General features: G+C 48.2%; 15 protein-coding genes. 13 read left to right on the top strand and 2 right to left on the bottom strand.

The annotated features are described in order from the left end of the window. The first annotated feature begins 6 nt into the window (after positions 1 to 6). Complete coding sequence (locus tag MKY87_RS24205; RefSeq protein ID WP_340966543.1) at positions 7 to 1,185, top strand: DUF4272 domain-containing protein; 1,179 nt, start codon at positions 7 to 9, stop codon at positions 1,183 to 1,185. 149 nt (positions 1,186 to 1,334) lie between these two features. On the opposite strand, the gene MKY87_RS24210 is transcribed toward MKY87_RS24205, so the two are convergent. Further along, positions 1,335 to 2,375 (bottom strand): LacI family DNA-binding transcriptional regulator, encoded by a 1,041-nt coding sequence (locus MKY87_RS24210; RefSeq protein WP_310333732.1) that lies wholly within the window; start codon positions 2,373 to 2,375, stop codon positions 1,335 to 1,337. A gap of 528 nt (positions 2,376 to 2,903) precedes the next feature. On the opposite strand from MKY87_RS24210, the gene MKY87_RS24215 reads away from it, so the two are divergent. The 10 genes from MKY87_RS24215 to MKY87_RS24260 all read left to right on the top strand — a co-directional run bounded on the left by MKY87_RS24215 (position 2,904) and on the right by MKY87_RS24260 (position 16,792). Beyond that, positions 2,904 to 4,283, top strand: a complete 1,380-nt coding sequence (locus tag MKY87_RS24215) for an ABC transporter substrate-binding protein (protein ID WP_339790734.1) — start codon at positions 2,904 to 2,906, stop codon at positions 4,281 to 4,283. A gap of 122 nt (positions 4,284 to 4,405) precedes the next feature. After that, positions 4,406 to 7,333 (top strand): extracellular solute-binding protein, encoded by a 2,928-nt coding sequence (locus tag MKY87_RS24220; protein ID WP_340966545.1) that lies wholly within the window; start codon positions 4,406 to 4,408, stop codon positions 7,331 to 7,333. Between the two features lie 75 nt (positions 7,334 to 7,408). Beyond that, a complete protein-coding gene (locus tag MKY87_RS24225) occupies positions 7,409 to 8,320 on the top strand; it encodes a carbohydrate ABC transporter permease (protein ID WP_133385912.1) in 912 nt (303 codons plus the stop codon). A gap of 2 nt (positions 8,321 to 8,322) precedes the next feature. Continuing rightward, positions 8,323 to 9,186, top strand: a complete 864-nt coding sequence (locus MKY87_RS24230; RefSeq protein WP_017689719.1) for a carbohydrate ABC transporter permease — start codon at positions 8,323 to 8,325, stop codon at positions 9,184 to 9,186. 11 nt (positions 9,187 to 9,197) lie between these two features. Continuing rightward, complete coding sequence (locus tag MKY87_RS24235) at positions 9,198 to 10,664, top strand: NHL repeat-containing protein (RefSeq protein ID WP_340966548.1); 1,467 nt, start codon at positions 9,198 to 9,200, stop codon at positions 10,662 to 10,664. Further along, complete coding sequence (locus tag MKY87_RS24240) at positions 10,645 to 11,265, top strand: YIP1 family protein (RefSeq protein WP_133384080.1); 621 nt, start codon at positions 10,645 to 10,647, stop codon at positions 11,263 to 11,265. The genes MKY87_RS24235 and MKY87_RS24240 overlap by 20 nt, the downstream gene beginning before the upstream one ends. A 14-nt stretch (positions 11,266 to 11,279) precedes the next feature. Next, positions 11,280 to 13,865, top strand: coding sequence for a DUF5696 domain-containing protein (locus tag MKY87_RS24245; RefSeq protein ID WP_340966550.1), 2,586 nt, complete (start codon positions 11,280 to 11,282; stop codon positions 13,863 to 13,865). Further along, positions 13,862 to 14,761 carry a carbohydrate ABC transporter permease gene (locus MKY87_RS24250; protein ID WP_076327086.1) on the top strand — a complete coding sequence of 300 codons (900 nt, stop codon included), beginning with the start codon at positions 13,862 to 13,864 and terminating at the stop codon, positions 14,759 to 14,761. The genes MKY87_RS24245 and MKY87_RS24250 overlap by 4 nt, the downstream gene beginning before the upstream one ends. Positions 14,762 to 14,789: 28 nt before the next feature. Then, positions 14,790 to 15,800 (top strand): carbohydrate ABC transporter permease, encoded by a 1,011-nt coding sequence (locus MKY87_RS24255; RefSeq protein ID WP_339785048.1) that lies wholly within the window; start codon positions 14,790 to 14,792, stop codon positions 15,798 to 15,800. 29 nt (positions 15,801 to 15,829) lie between these two features. Then, positions 15,830 to 16,792, top strand: coding sequence for a glycosyl hydrolase (locus MKY87_RS24260; protein ID WP_340966553.1), 963 nt, complete (start codon positions 15,830 to 15,832; stop codon positions 16,790 to 16,792). A gap of 147 nt (positions 16,793 to 16,939) precedes the next feature. Here MKY87_RS24260 and MKY87_RS24265 read toward each other — a convergent pair whose 3' ends face one another. Beyond that, the gene (locus tag MKY87_RS24265; protein WP_133384083.1) at positions 16,940 to 17,206 is read right to left on the bottom strand and encodes a SunI/YnzG family protein; all 267 of its coding nucleotides are present in this window, start codon (positions 17,204 to 17,206) and stop codon (positions 16,940 to 16,942) included. Between the two features lie 233 nt (positions 17,207 to 17,439). On the opposite strand from MKY87_RS24265, the gene MKY87_RS24270 reads away from it, so the two are divergent. Then, entirely contained in the window at positions 17,440 to 17,976 is a 537-nt protein-coding gene (locus tag MKY87_RS24270) for a hypothetical protein (RefSeq protein ID WP_340966555.1), read from the top strand. Between the two features lie 205 nt (positions 17,977 to 18,181). After that, a complete protein-coding gene (locus MKY87_RS24275; RefSeq protein ID WP_340966557.1) occupies positions 18,182 to 19,759 on the top strand; it encodes an extracellular solute-binding protein in 1,578 nt (525 codons plus the stop codon). Positions 19,760 to 19,801 lie beyond the last annotated feature (42 nt).

The following is a 19,801-nucleotide window of genomic DNA, read 5'->3' on the forward strand; positions in this document are numbered from 1 at the left end:
AACTTCATGAGAAATTGTGCGATATATAGCTCTCAGTTTGACCTGGATCAGCTGTTTGAAGTGATTCAATCCATTTATCCTGAGGGTACGATTAAACGCCGGGAAGACAAGACCCATATTCAAGTGACTCAGAAGAAGTGGCTCAGTAAGAAAACCAAAGGCTTTAATATCATGACCGGCCAGACGCATCCTGAGGAATTTACGACAATGATTCAGGGAATGCTTGGATTTTTGAGTCAGATTAAAGGGCGCAATGCTTCGCTTCAGGAAAAGGTATTGATCAAATGTTCCACGCTTAATATGGTGATTGGTATTGAGACGGAAGAGGATATTTCGGAAGAATTCTTCGGCGAGTTATTGCGATTGGCTGATGCTCTGGATGCTGTTATCTTCTGGGGAGGTGGATCTCTGCTGAACGCACAAGGCCAGCTATTGCTGGATGTGAATGGAGAATCTGAGGTGGAGGATTACACGGTGACAGCGCACACCAGTCTCCTTGACGGTAACAGACCCCAGTCGGAGTCGGGCATTCAACGTAAAGCGCGTTCAGAGCAACGGTTGACTGAACAAGGCATTCCGTATAATGTAAACTTGCCTGCAAGGGCCGGAGACGAGCACACCACGATTCGGAGTAAAGAGGAAGTTGCGCGCCGTGCGGTTGCCCTATGTCTTGCCGCGCTTAAGGGTGAGTGTCTGGGAGCAGGCGAAAGTGCGGATGATACCGCAGCACTGGTTCAGGAAGTGATCGACAAGTATGAGGCTGAATCCTTTTTCTCACCCGTAGAGAAGAGGTTTATCGACCAGCACGGAGCAGAGCAGCAGGAGATCATCTCCTTCTCTTGGGGATATGAAGCGTACCACGTAATGTTGTGGGCGCTTGGTTATGTGAAGGAATTGGGTGCACCAGCGGAGTTATGTAACGTAGGGAAGGATGTCGGTTATTTGCAACAGAAGGATAGCTTTACCGACTTTCTCTCGGATGCATCTCTGCGTAACAAGAGCGAGATTCTGGATGAAGCAGATCTGATCTACCGTTATAACTGGGTGTGTGTCGATAGTCGTGTGAATGACAAAACACCTCCCGCTGGACTGAATGGTGGAGTGGCTTATGAACGTCACCGTGCATTGAACTGGCTGATCTGTTATCTGGATCAGGCGTGGGATGATGTGCGTACAGATACGTAGAACGGGATGATGTGACGGCCTACTGTAAATAAACAATAAACATTACACAACATACAACAATGCAAATACCCCTATAGCCGCACGAATACGGTTAAAGGGGTGTTTGGCGTGCTGTTCTGTGTGGACATAAGCTTTATCCATATATGCTTTTATCCACTATGCCTGCCAAACTGTTCACGAATAACGACGTCAGCAAGAATTAACTTTTTCTCGACGTTACTCTCTGGATTCGCAATGCGCCATAACATCTGATCCACTGCACGTGCACCGAGCAATTCCTTGTTCACATTGACTGTAGCCAGTAATGGGATATTGTCGTATAGATTATCAAATCCCGTGACAACACACTGATCAGGTACACGAATACCCATACTCTCAAGGGCTTCTATGGTGTATAGCCCATAGAAATCATTCGCACATACAAACACTTCAGGCAGGTTATCCTCATTGATCACCGAAGTGAACGTCTGGCGGAACTCATCCAATGCCTGATTACTTAGCTCAGGAATCTGATGTATTTCCATCCCATGGCCCATAAGCACAGAAGTGTATGCAATCCAGCGTTCATAGAAGCTATGAGCATCCCCGATATTGCCAACAAACTGGAAGGTTTTGAAGCCCTTGCGGAGCAAATAGAGCATGATCTCTCGCATGGATGCAAAGTTATCGGTGAATATGCTGTCACTGTGAAAAACAGGGTCCAGGTGATCCACCATCACAACCGGAATACTGAGACGTTTGATTTCAAGCAGAATCGGGGTCGAAATAGAGCCAACGGTAATGATTCCACGAATGGCATCCGGGTTGAGCAGGGTAAATAGCTGGTCTGCCGAGGGTTCCGTCAAGGTCAGAATATTAATCCCTTTTTGGTTCAGCTTGGAAGAGATCCCGTTAAAGACGGGTCCCCAGTATACGGAGTCTTGATTTTGGTACCGAACATTGGGAAACAAAATCAAGATCGTTCCGCTTGAACGTGTGTTCTTTGGTTCCTGAGATTCATTGTTGTTATACAGTTCACCAGACAACATGCTGTTATCTTTGAAATATCCAAGTTTGCCAGCGGCCTTGAGAATGACATCCCTCGTTTGATCGCTAACTCCCGATTTTCCAGACAAAGCTCGTGACACCGCGAATTTCGACAAACCCGTAAAATGTGCAATCTCCTGAATTGTTACCTTTGTCTTCATCATACCATCCTTACACTCGTAGTTCTGCCGTATTCCTTATTTGGAGCGATATCCAACTGTTCCTAGTATAACATGATGTATTTCTCTTAATCTAATAACGGACAGAGAATTCAAAATGTTAGTGATGCACAGTATTTTAGGATGAACGTTCAACGTGACGGTAAGCATATTTTCAGATAGAATGACGAATTTTGTCTGTTAAATTATTATTTTGTTATTTTATAAAAATAACAAAATAAACAAAGTTATAATCATGTTTTAATAAGTTTGTACTTAGAATCCAGGATATTGAATAAGCTGTGATACAGATAAATTACAGCTTTATCAGCATTTTATCAGAATAATTAGAAAATGTTAACAACAAAAATGTTGACGCTTACATTTTGCTGTGTTAAATTTTGTTTGTTAAAAACAAACAAGAAAATAACAAATGGTGGTGGTTTTTTATTTTCGATTGGTTGGTGAATGGGGTTAACGATTTAGGGTGAACCATGATTGGTATACACATTCGGGGAGGTTGTTAAAATCATGATGAGAAGATGGAATGTTCTACCTCTGATGTTATTGGCCGTGATGCTTTTTGTATCCGCTTGCAGTGGTGGGGGGACAGCGCAGACGGGGACCGAAGCAGAGGGAACAACGAACTCAGGTAACAGCACCGAAGTCGCTGAGACAGAGAAAGAGGGCGGAGCGGAAGAAGCTGTGGTTAATGTGCCTGATCTGGGTGGGCGTGTCATTAAGGTTGCGGCCTGGTGGGACTTGAAACCAGCGGGAGAGACGGCCTCCGATAAGGCCAGACTCGATAAAATTGCAGAGGTCGAGAAGAAATACAACGTGAAACTGGAGTTTGTTAACGTACCTTTCGAAGAATACATGAACAAATTCACAACGTCTGCACTGGCTGGCGAACCGTTCGCCGACATCGTTCAGATGGAGTACAAATCCGCACTACCTGCCATCCTCAAAGGGCAACTATTGCCCATCTCCGAATTCACTACACCTGAGAATAACATCAACCAAGAGGCTAACCTGATTGCAAAATTTCCTGCCATTGCAGGCAACGAATACGCCTTCGAATCTCCAACCAGCATTGGTCTGGGACTTCACTATAACCGTGACTTGTTCAAAAAATTATCTTTGCCTGATCCTCAAGAATTGTATAACCAAGACAAATGGGATTGGGATAAATTCATGGAACTTGCCAAACAGGCAACCAAAGATACCAATAACGACGGCAAAACTGACGTATACGGATTTTCTGGCTGGGCGCTTGATGTCGTTCGTCATTTTACCGCAGCCAATGGTGGAACGATCGTGGATGATACCAATAGCAAAGAAGGATTGTCCGATCCGAAAACGATTGAAGCTGCCGAATTCGTCAAACGCCTGTATAACGTGGAAAATGTCGTGAAGGTCAAAACCGGCGACAAAACCAATTGGGAGGAAAGCAATACGTTCAAAGATGGAGATGTAGCTCTGTTCACCGCTGCTGAATGGCAGTTGGGCGATCTCACCTTTGCAGTTGGTGTTGTGCCGATTCCGAACGGGCCACAGGGTAGCAAAGAGGTAACGTATGCAAACAACGCGGCATCGGCGAAGTTCATTCCAAAAGGTGTGGAGGATCCAAAGATCGTCTACCAAATCTATGAAGAGACCTTCGACATCCCGCAGATTGAAGAGTATCCAGGTCAGGATTATCTGGAGAGTCGTTATACCGACGAGAAGGATATCGCCATCATTCGCGAGCACATCGCTGGAACGGGCCGCATTTTACTGGATGATGCCTACACAGGATACCCGTTCGGGGATTTTGTGAACGATATCATCAAAAACAATGCTTCCGTGACGGCAACAGCCGAGAAATACAAAGCACAGGCACAAGCTGCCATTGATAAACTCGGTAAACAATAAGAACTTAACACCAGCAAGCGATTCAGGCAGGGGCTCGTGTCGGCAATGTTGCACGGAGCCCCTTTTCCTGAACCACCAAATCGGCATTGCTGGCATCAGCCTTGATGAGGAGGACTCTTAGGATGGCTGGAATTCTACAACGTAAGACATGGGTATTGTCCACAGTAATCATCGTGGCGGCAGCCTGCATCATTCTATATGTAACTTCCGGCGCTGATGGGAAGAGTGCAGACATTCCACCTGGCAGTCTGCCTGCCATTGAAGTGGATGCAATCTTGCAGCAGACCCGGCAGAAAAAGGGATACGAACAGTATCGATCCGGAACGGATCAGGCTACACAGCCGAGTGTGGACATCACCATTGAAGCAGGAGATTACATAAAAGCCGAAGGTGAAAACGTCCGCAAACTGACGAATTATGAGGGAATGGATGGTGTATCTCTCCATACCGGAGAGACAGGACAAGTCGAGTGGAAAATTAGCGTGCCGGAGACCGGGCTGTATAATCTGTCCGCAATCTATTTTCCCGTTGAAGGCAAGAGTTCGGCCATTGAGCGTGCATTGTACATTGATGGTGAACTTCCTTTTGCGGAAGCCGCCTATTTGCAGTTTGACCGGGTATGGGCGAATGAGAAAGATGTTGTGGAGCAGGACAATCAAGGCAATGACTTACGCCCGAGACAAGTGGAGAAACCTCGCTGGATGGAAGAAACGTTTCAGGACTCCGACGGGTACGAACAGGCTCCATTCAAGTTTTATTTGGTAAAAGGGGAACACACGCTAACGCTAAAATCATCGCGTGAACCCATGGTGATCCGGTCCATTCGTCTTTTCAATGAGAAGACAGCCGTTCCTTACGCAGAGACTGCGGGTGCACAACAGTCGGATACTTCCGGGCAGCCTAAGGATGTACTTATTCGCATTGAAGGAGAAGCCGCAATTGCCAAATCTTCACCTACGTTATACCCGACCAGCGAAAGGTCAAGTTCTGCTGTATCTCCTTATAGCGCTTCCCAGGTACGCATCAATACGATTGGCGGCTTTAACTGGCGTCTGCCAGGGCAGTGGATTGAATGGGAAGTGGATGTGCCGGAGAGCGGACTTTATCATATCGGTTTTACCGCACAGCAGAATTTTGTCAAAGGCATCTATTCTACACGCAAACTGACCATTGATGGTGAAGTTCCGTTTGCAGAGATGGCGAAAGCACCTTTCCATTACCAAAGCGACTATCGCATTGACGTCATGGGCGGCAAGGAAGCATACAAGTTTCATCTGGAAAAAGGAAAACATGTGCTACGGCTGGAGAACAGCCTCGGTGACTTTGCACCCCTTATCCGCAATGTGGAGGACAGTCTGTACAACTTGAACTCCATGTACCGACGCATTCTGATGATTACAGGTACCAAGCCTGATGAATTCCGGGATTACCGGGTGGAAAAGCAGATTCCGAACCTACTGGAAGTGTTCAGTGGGGAAAGTAAACGACTCAAAGACGTGGCCGCACAGCTTCGTCTCCTGTCAGGCCAGTCCAGCGATCAGGAAGCACTGATTAAGACGATGGCGCTGCAACTGGACGAGATGATTGACAAGCCAGATACCATTCCAAGACGGCTTGCGGCTTATAAAACCAACACAGGCGGTCTCGGCACATGGGTGCAACAGGCACGAGAGCAGCCTCTTGAGATTGACGCACTGTACGTCACTTCGATTGACCAAGATATTCCCGGAACAGGTATGGGGCCACTTGCCAAGCTTGGTCATGAAGCGAAGATATTCTATCATTCGTTCTTCATTGATTATAACCAGATCGGCAATGTAGCCACATCGGAAGATCAGCGTACGGTAACCGTCTGGATTGGTAGCGGACGTGACCAGGCGAATACGATGAAAGCGATGATTGACAAGACCTTCACACCAGACAGTGGCATTAACGTGAATCTGAAGCTGGTCAACATGGGAACCTTGCTACCAGCGACGTTGTCCGGTGAAGGACCCGATGTTGCCATGCAGATCGGCAATGATCTGCCGGTGAACTTTGCGATGCGGAACTCGGCTGTAGATCTTACGCAATTCAGTGATTATAGCACCGTGGAACAGGAGTTCAGGGAAAGCGCGATCGTGCCGTATGCCTATGATTCAGGTGTATATGCCCTGCCGGAAACACAGACCTTTAACATGCTGTTTTATCGTAAAGACGTGCTCGAAGAACTCGGACTTGAAGTGCCTCAGAACTGGGAGGATGTCGAGGCTCTACTCGCGATTCTGAGCAAAAATCATATGGAATTTGGCATGCCGATCGTGACTCAGGCGAATATGCAGGGTGTCAATATTCCGCCGAACTCGCAGTATGCCACGATGCTGCTCCAGAACGGTGGCGCCTTCTATCGTAACGATGACAAGGAATCGGATCTGGATTCCCGGATCGGAATCGAGACGTTCAAGCAGTGGACGGAGTTTTATACCGATTACAAGCTGGAGCGGGAATATGATTTTGCCAACCGTTTCCGGACAGGACAGATGCCTATTGGACTAACGGATTACACCATGTACAACCAGTTGTCCGTATTTGCACCGGAAATTCGGGGACTATGGGGATTCGTTCCTGTCCCGGGAACCGTTCAGGCGGATGGAACCTTGAATCGGGACGTACCGGGTGGAGGCAGCGCAGTCATGATGCTGGAGGGTGCCAGGGATCAGGATGCGGCGTGGGAGTTCATGAAGTGGTGGACCAGTACACCGATTCAAGCTGAATTCGGGCGGGAGATGGAAGGACTGATGGGTGCAGCTGCCCGTTATCCAACGGCCAACATCAAGGCACTGGATTCCCTGCCGTGGCCTGCGGAGGATTACGCCAATCTCAAGGCACAATTCGAAACGGTGAAGGGCATTCCTGAAGTACCTGGTGGTTATTTTACAGGCCGCCATCTGTTCAATGCATTTTACAAAACCGTTGTTGGCCAAGTGGAAGCCAGGGAATCCATTATGGATTATACCCAATATATTCAGGACGAGATTCGCGTCAAACGTAATGAATTTGGTCTTCCGTAAGCAGAGGGAGGGTTAATCGTGCCACAAATATCACTCCGAGACGGACAAAACAGTCCTCCTGAGAAAGCGTCAAGGATGGGCATGAAATCGTGGTGGAGCTGGAAGCTCCAGGAAATGAAGGCCAGCAAACATTCCTATGTTCTGCTTGCACCTTATATGCTCCTGTTCCTCATGTTTACCGTGATTCCGGTTGTCATCTCGATCATACTCAGCTTCACCTACTTTAACATGCTGGAATTCCCGCGGTTTATTGGCTGGCAGAACTACACTCGCCTGTTTCTGGAGGATGATGTATTCCTGATTGCGATCAAGAATACGCTGCTGTTTGCCATCATTACCGGACCGATCAGTTATATTGCCTGTTTTGTCTTCGCGTGGATCATTAATGAGTTAACACCGAAATGGAGAGCGTTCATGACGCTGATCTTCTACGCGCCCTCCATCTCGGGCAATGTGTATTTTATCTGGCTGATGATCTTCTCGGGAGATCGTTATGGTATTGCCAATGGGCTGTTGATCAAATGGGGTTTTCTGCTGGAGCCGATCCAATGGCTGAAGACAGAAGCTTATATTATGCCTATTCTCATTCTCGTGCAGCTATGGCTGAGTCTCGGAACTGGATTTCTGGCGTTTATCGCCGGTTTGCAGACGGTGGACCGGACATTGTACGAAGCGGGAGCGGTGGATGGCATCAAGAATCGCTGGCAGGAACTATGGTACATTACCCTGCCTTCGATGCGTCCACAGTTGATGTTCGGCGCAGTCATTCAGCTGACAACCTCGTTTGCCGTGGCCGATGTGTCGATCGCACTGGCCGGGTTCCCAAGCGTGAACTATGCGGCAGAGACGGTGGTCACCCACTTGATCGACTTCGGTACAACACGGTTTGAGATGGGCTACGCATCGGCGATTGCCACCATACTGTTCATGATTATGGTGGGCACCAACTTGCTGGTACAGAAACTGCTTCGAAGGGTGGGAGAATAGCTATGGCTGCAATTGCGACAGGCAAAAAGCGGGTGAATCGCTCGCTATCGGGAAGTCTCTCCCTGTTTGCCCTTCTGCTCGTATTTGGTGCCTTCATGGTGCTGCCGCTGATCTATGCAATCAACAATGCATTCAAACCATTGGATGAGATTTTCACCTTTCCACCAACGCTGTTTGTCAAAAATCCGACGTTCAGCAACTTTACAGATCTGCTGAACCTGCTGAGTGACTCGTGGGTGCCGTTCTCACGTTATATATTCAACACGGTGTTTATAACCGGTATCGGTATCGTAGGCCATGTGCTGCTAGCTTCCGCAGCGGCTTACCCGCTTGCCAAACACAAGTTTCCGGGCAAAGTATTCATGTTCCAAGTGGTCGTACTGTCACTGATGTTCACACCTGCGGTGACGGCAATTCCGAACTATATGATCATGTCATGGCTCGGATGGATCGACACCTACTGGGCCGTTATTATTCCGGCATTTGCCTATTCACTCGGGTTATATCTGATGAAGCAGTTCATGGAGCAGATCCCGGATGCGCTGCTGGAAGCGGCCAAAATTGATGGTGCCAGTGAATACCGGATCTTCTGGTCCATTGTTATGCCCAATGTGAAGCCAGCCTGGCTTACATTGATCATTCTACTGTTCCAGATGTTATGGGGCAGTGATGGTAACGGATACATCTACAGCGAGCAGCTCAAGACCCTGCATTATGCTGCAGGTCAGATTATTCAGGGCGGAATATCCCGGGCAGGAGCGGGTGCTGCGGTAGCACTGATTTTGATGAGTGTGCCGATCACGCTATTTATTTTCTCTCAGAGCCGAATCATTGAGACGATGGCGAGTTCGGGCATGAAGGATTAAGGGGGAACGATATGGCACGCACAGTGAAAAGATGGCTTGTTCTCCTGGCGGCAGTATCTCTGCTGCTGGTGAATGCCGTGCCTGCGGCGGCCTCCCCGGCGCCGTATGAGAGTTATAACTACAACTACTGGAAAGAGGCTGTACCTTCACCGGATGCCTATCTGCCCGAGCGTACTCTATCAGGCCGTGACCTCGGCATTAGTGAGTTCAAAGACCCCGGTGATGTGAACGTTTCTCCCTCCGGGTTGATCTACATTTTGGATAGCGGCAACGGCCGAATTGTTGTATTGGACCCAGGCTTTAAGCTGCTGCGCGTCATCGATGGATTCATGATGGATGGTAGCAAGGAGACCTTTAACCTTCCAGGTGGATTGTTTGTAGATGAAGAAGAACGCATATACGTCGCCGATACGGGCAACAGTCGAGTGGTTGTCCTTGATGGAGAGGGGACGCTGATTCAAACCATTACAAAGCCCGAGTCGGATATCCTGTCGACCCAATTCCAGTTTCAGCCTTTGAAACTGACGGTGGACCATGTAGGCCGAGTTTACGTTGTGGCACAGGGGGTCTACGAAGGCATTATGCAGTTTGACGAGAGTGGGAAATTTATCGGATACGTCGGTACCAACAAAGTGGAGCGGGACTACGGCGAATATATCTGGCGCATGTTATCAACCAAAGCCCAGCGCGCACAGATGGTCCTGTTTGTCCCGACGGAGTTCTCCAATGCGGATATCGACCACAAAGGATTCGTGTATGCAACGAATATTGATCCTGGCTCAAATGAACCGATCAAACGCCTTAACCCGTCTGGCGAAGATGTACTTAAGCGGTTTGGTTATTACGATGTCAAAGGCGATATCCGGTTCCGCAACAATCCGGGTCCCTCCAAGCTGATTGATGTCAAAGTGCTGGGCGACGGCATGTACAGTGTATTGGATGCGACACAGAACCGGGTGTTCACGTACGACGATGAAGGTCATCTGCTCTACATATATGGTGGCAAAGGAAATCAGGTGGGCACGCTCAAAACACCTGTCGCGATTGAACAATCGGGTGAGCATCACTTGGTTCTGGATCGAGGCAAGAACAACCTTGTCGTCTATGAGCCAACCCGTTTTGGTGCCTGTGTGAATGAAGCGGTGGCACTCCACTATCGGGGCGAGGACACAGAGGCCGTGAATATATGGAGAGAAGTGCTGAAGCTGAATGCCAACTATGACATCGCTTATATCGGTATCGGCAAGTCCTTATTAATGGAGAAGAAAAACGAGGAAGCGCTAAGTTACTTCGAACTTGGAATGGATCGCAAGAGTTATTCTGTGGCGTTCAAGAGGCATCGGCGGGAGATGATGAAGGAACATTTTGGTACATTCCTGACCGCTGCAATCGCGCTGATTGTCATTCTGATCCTGACCCGGGTGGCGGTTAAATGGAGACGGAGGAGGCAGGTTGATCGTGAAGCAGGATTTCATTAAGTTTCCGCTGCATCTCATTTTTCACCCCATTGATGCATTCTGGGACCTCAAGTCGGATAACCGGGGACGGCTGCTTGTTGCTTTTGCAGCATTGGCGCTTACCATTGTCATGATGATTTTGCAAAAGCAGTACGCAGGATTTCTCGTCAATTACATCGATCCTCGTACGATTAACAGCATCATCGAGATCGCCACGGTTGCAGTACCTTTCTTTCTATGGTGCATGGCCAACTGGGCAGTAACGACTTTGATGGAAGGGGAAGGCAAGTTCAGGGAAATCGTTCTGGCGACAGGTTACTCGCTCATTCCGGTTATTCTGATCTATGCCCCAATGATCGTGATCAGCCGGTTCATGGTGCAGGAGGAGACTGCTTTTTATTATCTGTTCAATAGCATCGCGTTTTTCTGGTTTGTACTGCTTCTGTTCATTGGTATGATGACGGTACACCAGTACACGGTGATTAGAACGATCATTACGATGGTGCTGACACTCATTGTGATGGGCATTATTGTATTCCTTGGCGCACTGGTCTTTAGCATGCTGCAACAGCTGTACGAATTCGGTTATAACATTTACCGCGAGTTGATTTTTCGGACCTAAAGGAGGCGGCATCCGTGAACAAAAGGCAACGATTATATACGGTGCTGGCTGGTGGTGCAGCTGTAATCATGATTACAGCCGGGCTGCTGTATATAAACAACAGGGGAATTCCTGCCGTAGAAGCCGCGGCTTATCTGGATACAACAACCCAGGCCATGCCCGTCACGGAGGACCCGTTGCAGTTCCTTAGCGACTCTTCGCAGGGTGTGCCTGGTATGCAGCTGGTCGCCGAGGATCAGGGGTTGGCCCTGTACTATAACGAGGAGACAACGGAAATTGCAGTACGGGACGGGAAAAGTGGAGAGATCTGGTACAGCAATCCGAAAGAACGGGCTGAGGATGGTCTTGCTTCTGCATATGAAAAAGATGTGCTGTCCTCCCAGTTGAACGTGTCTTTCCGGGATTCGATGGGCACACTGGAGAACTTTCCAAATTTCAGTTCGAGTATAAGCAACAAACAATTCACAGTGGGTCAGATCGATCAAGGGATTCGGGTGAACTATACACTTGGTGATACATCACTTGGTATTGATGCACTACCGAAGTTGATCAGCAAGCAGCGATTGGAAGAGAAGGTTCTTTCCAAGCTGGATGCTACTGTCGCAAGGTACACATCTGCCCGATATTATCCAACCAAGAACAATCCGGATATTCTGGAACGGCTGGATGGACAGATTTCGAAGCAACTTGTGCTGAACAAGATGCTGGGTGCCTTTGAGACGGCGGGTTACACGGCGGACGATCTGGCTTTTGACAATCAGGAGAATGGAGTCGAAGGCGGGGGTGTATCCGATAAGCCCAGCTTTGTCATATCAGTGGAATACCGACTGGAGCAGGGAGCACTTGTTGTGACCGTGCCTCTGAGCCAGGTAGAGGAAAGTGGGCAATACCGCATTCGGAATATTGATTTGCTCGCTTACTTTGGTGCTGCGGATACGAAGGGTAAGGGTTATATGCTCGTGCCCGACGGTTCAGGCAGCCTGATCCATCTGAACAACGGAAAAACCCAGGAAGAGCAGTATGTACAGCGTGTATATGGCACAGACCCAAATGATAATTCGCTCAGTCGTCCTCAGGTTAGTGAATCCGCGTATATGCCTGTGTTTGGTCTGAAGAACGGGGAGAATGCCTGGTTTGCAGTCATTGAAAAAGGGGATGGCATTGCCAGTATCTCCGCGGATATTGGAGGCAGACAGAATAGCTACAACCATGTACACGCGACCTTCTCTCTGCGCGGAGAGGATGAGCTGGAGATGTACACCTCGCAGAAAATGCAGGAGATCCAGCTGCTTAGCGAAGAACCTTTCCGTGGAGACATTCAGGTCCGTTATCATTTCCTTCATGGAGAAGATGCCAGTTACTCGGGTATGGCCCGCCTGTATCAGCAGCAGTTGATCAAGCAGGATGTACTGAAGCCACTCGCAGAACAGACGGAGTTGCCGTTCTATGTGGATGTGCTTGGTGCAGTGGACAAAAAGGCTTCGTTCCTAAGCGTGCCCTATCGGACCACTTTAGCCATGACTACGTACGAACAGGCTGCCGAAATGGCGGCGAAGTTACAGCAGGATGGTGTGAACCGCGTACAAATGCGGTATCAGGGGTGGTTCGGCGGTGGCATCAGCCATCATACGCCAACCCGGGTGAAGTTGGACAGTGAAGTAGGCAGTCGTTCCGAACTTCAGGCGTTGTCCGCTAAGCTGGAGCAGTCGGGTGGAGCTTTGTTCCCGGATGTGGCTTTCCAGCACATTTATCACGATGATATGCGTTTTGCTCCTTCCTCGGATGCGGCGCGGTTTGTCACAAAGGAGACAGCAGAACTGTATCCATACAATCCTGCGCTTAATCGCATGGATCAGAGTAGGGACAGCTATTATTTGCTCTCAGCGGCCAAGCTTCCTTATGTGGTGAGTGGGTTTGCAGACAAATTCAATCAACTGGACCTCGGCGGATTATCCCTTCGTGATCTCGGGCAGGTCCTGACTTCAGATTACCGAGATAGTCGGGTGATTCATCGGGAGACGGCGAAGAACATTGTGAAGGAGCAACTTGGCAAGTTGGCACAGTCCTATCCGAACCTGATGATATCTGCCGCAAATAGCTACGCTTGGGGTAGTGCACAACATGTTGTGAATGTACCCGCAGGGTCGAGTCGGTTCAATATTACCGATGAAGAAGTTCCGTTTTATGCGATGGTCATTCATGGATACATGAACTATGCGGCATCTCCGATGAACACATCGGGGGATCAGGATCTCCGCAAACAGTTACTGCGCAGCCTGGAGCTTGGGGCAGCTCCATTTTTTCAATGGACCTATGAACCATCATCCAGGCTGAAGCTGACGAATTATGATTCGGCATACGCAACGGAGTACAGCTATTGGGTGGATGAAGCCGTTACCTTGTATAAGCAGGCCAATGAAGTGCTGGGAAATCTGGCGAATGAGCAGATTCTCAAGCATGAACGCATCCAGGATGGCGTGGTCAGGATCACCTATACTGGCGGTACATCCATCCTTGTGAATTACAATGCGGATGCATTAAACGTGGATGGAACAACGGTTGGCGGGACGGACTATGTGGTGGAGGGAGTGAGCCGATGAGAACCATTCGATTATCATTGAAGTCACGGAGAGCGTTGCTTGGACTTGCATTTATTTCTCCGTGGCTGGTCGGCTTCATCTTCCTCTTTGCCACACCGCTCCTGCAATCGATTCGATTCAGTCTGAGTAATCTGTCTGTTGCTCCGGGCGGATACGTCCTGGAATACGTTGGTTTTAAAAATTTCAAGGATGCACTTCTGGTTGACGCTACATTCAACCGGATTCTGGTCGACTCCGTTGGAGCGATGCTGCTGAATGTGCCGATGATTTTGTTCTTCAGTCTGTTTACGGCGACATTGCTCAACCAGAAGTTCAGAGGCAGAACGATGGCACGTGCAATCTTCTTTTTACCGGTTATTCTGGCTTCCAGTGCAGTTGCAGCAGCTGAGTCTGCGGGATTAATCAATCTGATGGGGGATGCGAGTGCGGTGGATGCATCAGCCGATGGCGGTGCTTCGTTCAACGTGGTATCCATTGTTCGGATGCTGGCGGATGTGGGATTGCCGATGGCCTATGTGGATTACATTGTAGAAGCCATCATGCGGATCTATGAGATTATTAGCAGCTCTGGCGTTCAGATTCTGATCTTCCTCGCCGCTCTGCAATCGGTGCCGGGATCGATGTATGAGGTTGCGAAGATCGAAGGGGCGACAGCCTATGAATCATTCTGGAAAATTACATTTCCTATGGTCAGTCCGTTGATTCTGACAAATGTCATCTATACGATCATTGATTCATTTGCCGGAAGTCCGGTCACACAGGCTATCTATCAGACTGCATTCAAAACCCAGAACTTTGGCTTAAGCTCGGCGATGTCCTGGCTGTATACACTGGTGATTGGCCTTGTACTGATCGTAGTGGGCTGGGTCTTGTCACGGCGGGTTCACTACAACTGACGGTTAACATTAAGGGAGGCTTCAGATTATGGCTGCATCAGGGACAGATCGCATGGTGGTAGTTCCGAAGCAGAATTATCACATGCATCGGGTGCGAAACAAAACATCGGACCTTCTCTATTCCATATTCAGATATGCACTGGTCATCGGTATTTCATTTATTATTTTGTATCCGTTATTTCTCAAAGTGTCAGTTGCGTTCAAAGATAAGCAGGATATTTACAATCCGACGATTTATATGATTCCTCAGCATTTTACATTGGATAATATTCGGCTTGCGGCGCAAGTGATGGATTACCTGCCTCTGCTGGCGAACACGTTATTGTTCGTTACCATCACAACGCTTCTGACAGCGATATCCTGTGCACTTGCCGGATATGGCTTCGCCCGGTTTTCGTTTCCGGGTAGCAATGTGCTCTTTGTGCTGGTGATTCTTACGATTCTGGTGCCGACCAGTACGCTCATGGTGCCGATGTATTTGCATTTCCGCAGCTTTGACTTTATAGGCATCATCCAGTTGTTCACGGGAAAGAATGGCATCAATCTGCTGAATACGTATTGGCCTTCAATGATTACGGCTGCTACAGCGGGAGGACTGAAGGCGGGGTTGTTCATCTATATCTTCCGTCAGTTCTTCAAGGGCATGCCGAAGGAAATCGAGGAGGCCGCATTGATTGATGGTGCGGGTGGATTCAAAACGTTTGCCCGAATCATGTTGCCCAATGCGATCTCGCCACTAATTACGGTTATTCTGTTTTCATTTGTCTGGCAGTACAATGATACCTTCTATTCGGCATTATTCATGAGTGAAAGTCCACTGATCTCACTGAAGGTGGCTTCTTTACCGGCTCAGGCGAACCAATTGATTCCGCAGCTGATGGGTTTTGGTTCGAACTCGGGTATCAAGGCTGATCCGAACTATGTGGCCATGATCGTGGATACAGGCATTTTGCTGGCGATTGCACCGCTGATCATTCTGTACCTGTTCGTGCAACGTTATTTCGTGGAGAGTATCGAACGTTCTGGTGTAGTGGGTTAACATGGTAAATCCAATTGGAGGTGTTAGTGATGACGGTGCGTACGATCAACAGTGCTCCGGTGAATAAAGCAGCGACTCCCGAAGCAAAAGAACTGATGGCGTTCCTGGTCGAGCGTTATCAAAAAGGGATGTTGGCAGGCCAGCAGGATTACAGCAATCTTAACTGGATTAATGAAAATACAGGCCGAAAGCCAGCTGTGATTGGCTTTGATCTCATGGAATATTCCCCTTCAAGAACAGAACGCGGCGCGGTCTCCCAGGAGATTCGGGATGCGATTGCATGGCACCAGCAAGGTGGAATCGTGACGCTATGCTGGCACTGGAACGCACCAACGGATCTGATCGATGAACCAGGTAAAGAGTGGTGGCGGGGGTTCTATACGGATGCGACCAACTATGATCTTGCCTCCGCGCTAGCTGATACTGAATCGGAAGCATATCGGTTATTGATTCGGGATATCGATGCGATTGCAGCCCACTTGCAAGAGTTGAAGGATGCGGGTGTACCTGTATTATTCCGACCACTTCATGAAGCAGAAGGTGGCTGGTTCTGGTGGGGAGCGAAAGGTCCTGAACCTGCCAAACAGTTATACCGTTTGTTGTATGATCGATTGGTTCAAGAACATCAGCTGCACAATCTTATCTGGGTCTGGAACTCGGAAAAACCGGAATGGTATCCCGGTGATGATGTCGTGGATATTGTCAGTGTGGATGTATACCCTGAAGCAGGAGATCACAGCCCGTTGGCTGCGCGTTACACCAACCTGAGTGAGCTTGTGAAGGATAGCAAAATCATTGCTCTGGCCGAGAACGGCTCCATCCCGGACCCTAAGTTGATGAAGGAGCAGGATGTACACTGGAGTTGGTTCTGTACCTGGACAGGTGGATTCCTGAGAGACGGGACGCATAATGATGTGGCATTTTTGAAGGAAGTGTACCATAGCGCAGAGGTTATTACGCTCGATCAGTTACCGAAGTGGAGTTGGCTATAAGCATCTCGCTTCCAACTTGAATTGGAATCAATGAAGCGTTAGTATTCGCTGTAAGAATTCATGCGAATATTAACGCTTCATTTGTTGGTAGCGCACATATGTCAATGGAACGCCTCATCCCTGAAACATGAGAAGTTGAACAACAATCTAGTTTGACGGGTGCAACATAGCTTGGATATTGGTATGTAAAGTCACGCTGGAAGTGAATAAAATATACGATTGATTAACCGTGCGGATCAGAATCCTTTCGCTTGTGCCATTGACTGGACCGATCCGAATGGCGGATGGTTCGCTGCCACCGTACGTATCATCCAGGGTGACCGATGTGATATGTGCGATAGGAATTTCAATTTTGGAAAACTGCCACCGGATGACCAGCTGATCTTCTATTTTTTTCACGTTAACACCAAACATAAGATGACCTCCCTTTAAGCCCTCTGAAGATAAATATCTTTTATTAGTCTACCACTTATTGGTTAATATTTCCTTAATAATAGTGGATTTCCCCCGTGCAGTGAAGTGCCCAAGTGTAACTTATCTCCACAATGAATAATTTGCTACAGATATTTCCATAAATGATGGCATGATGTACACTATGACTAACGAATATGGATACGGAACGATTTGTTGGAGGTGGTGAGATTCCTATGACGGATTTGAAGGCGTATCATTATTTTGAACAAAGTCTTGGACCTTTCCGCAATCTCTCCAGCCTGTCTAATGAAGAAGCCGAAACAGTTACCCAACAAATCCGTGATCAAGGCCGGAATTTTGCCAGTCAGCGATCAGCGGATTATATGACCATCCGTAGAGCACTTGAACATCAAGCGTACGAGCAGTTTAAGGCCAAGGGAGGAACCCCCACCAATCGATATCCCCACTATCTGACCCTTGGTGCATGTGAATGGCTGTCATCTTGGTATAACGAACCGGATCAAGTGATGATTCCGTGGGAAGATCTGTCTGCCAAAGTTGTGAGCTTCACGTATGGAGATCTCTTTCCAACAATGCGATATATGGATGATAAACCTTACCGTAAGCAGATATACACCAAAGACGAAATTCTGGAAATTATTCAGGCCTATGGTTGGCCTCAAGAATGGAACCGTCAAGGCGATCAAGGCCCGGAACGATATATTGAAGTACAAGTATGGGATGAGCGCATTGTCAGACCCTATTGTTGAGATGAGCGGGTTTAGGGCGCATTTTCTAACGTTTCTAACAGGTGCAAAAAAGTGCAATTGCAGGAAATACGGGTTTTCGTTATAGTGAGTGAAAGCTTTGACCGGTCAGGAAGAATCTTCTTCAAGAGCCTGTCAAAGCCCCTTTTTTAATCGTTAATCCGATTAAGACTATAGGTTTAAGAGACTAAGGAGGATGGGAAAGCCTATGCAAAAAGTGGGGAAACGCAACACCCGTAATCTGGCCTGGATCATATCAGTTGTTATGGTCATGTCCGTGGTGCTTAGTGCATGCGGAAATAAAGAAGAAGGACAGGTAAGTGGCAACAGCGGCAATGCCGACGATCCGTTGGAAGTCAGTATTATGACCATCACGCCGAGTGCCGTCCCTGCTGCTGATGATAATGTAATCAAACGCGCCATTGAAGAAGCGACTAACTCCAAAATGAATATCCAGTGGGTCTCCAACAATATCTACGGTGACAAGCTCAATCTGACCCTGGCTTCCGGGGATATACCTGATCTCATCATGATTAATGATCCATTTGGAAGTACCTTCACCAAGATGGTCAAACAAGGTGCTTTTTGGGATATCACCCCTTATATCAAGGACTATCCGAACCTCAGCGGAGGCATTCCCGATATTGCTTGGGATACAACCAAGGCAGCAGATGGCAACAATTATGGGATCCCGCGGCCTCGCCCGGTCACTGGAGATTCTTTTTTTATCATCCGCAAGGATTGGCTTGACCGATTGAATTTGCAGGTGCCAGAGACCACGGATGAGTTGTTCAATGTGATGGAGGCTTTTGTGGAGCAGGACCCCGATGGTAACGGAACCAAAGATACCACCGCACTTGCTGCTTATATCAGTCCTGATGATCTCGGTTGGGGAGGTAATATCGGCCCAGTACTCGGTGCCATTGAGAATTCTTTTATCGGAACCAATAGCAGTTGGAAATGGGATGAGTCGCAGGGGAAGCTGGTCTACAGGGAGCTGTTGCCCGAGGTCAAAGAATCCCTTCAATATCTAACCAAAGCCTATAGCAGCGGCATGATGCCGGAAGATCTGCTTTCGCTCAAGCTGACGCAGGCCAGAGAACTGTTCAAGCGCAATCAGGCGGGCATTATCGTGGACAAGACAGGCACGATGCGCAAAATCTATGCCGATGACCTGAAGAAAGTCGATCCTTCTTTTAAATATACAGATTTCTATCCTTTGACCAATCTGAATGGATATAATCCGAAAGGTTCGGGATACAACGGTATTCTGGCGATCCCTGCCAGTGTGTCGGAAGAGAAGATGAAACGAATTCTCCAACTCGTTGATACCTGGATGAATCCGGAAGTATTTGAAATTCAGCAGTTCGGAATTGAAGGTACGCATTATGAAGTGGTGGATGGTAAAAAGGTAGCGAGTAGTGAAAAATTGACGGCGGATAACGCGTCGGATTTCAATCATATCGTTAACGTCATCGACCTACCTTGGGATACCACGGGTGAAACGGATGAAGAGACACAGGCCAATGAACTGTTCAAAAAAGTGGAGGCAGAGCGAGACAAAACGAGCGTGGCGGATCTGGCCGCTGGCCTTCAATCCGAGACCGGGCAGAAGGTGCTACCTGAACTCAACAAGAAGATCCAGGATTTAAAAGCAAAGATTATTCTTGGCCGGGAGCCGATTGAAGCTTGGGATGCCTTTGTGGAAACCTTGCGGAATGATCCGAATTTCCAGGCCATGAGTGATGAGATGACTGAAGCTTACAAGAAAAGAAATGGACAGTGAATCTGAGGGAAGGAGCTGCAAACCATGAGCACCCATGAGCAA

Origin of the sequence: Paenibacillus sp. FSL R7-0198 (assembly GCF_038000415.1) — a bacterium.
GTDB lineage: Bacteria > Bacillota > Bacilli > Paenibacillales > Paenibacillaceae > Paenibacillus.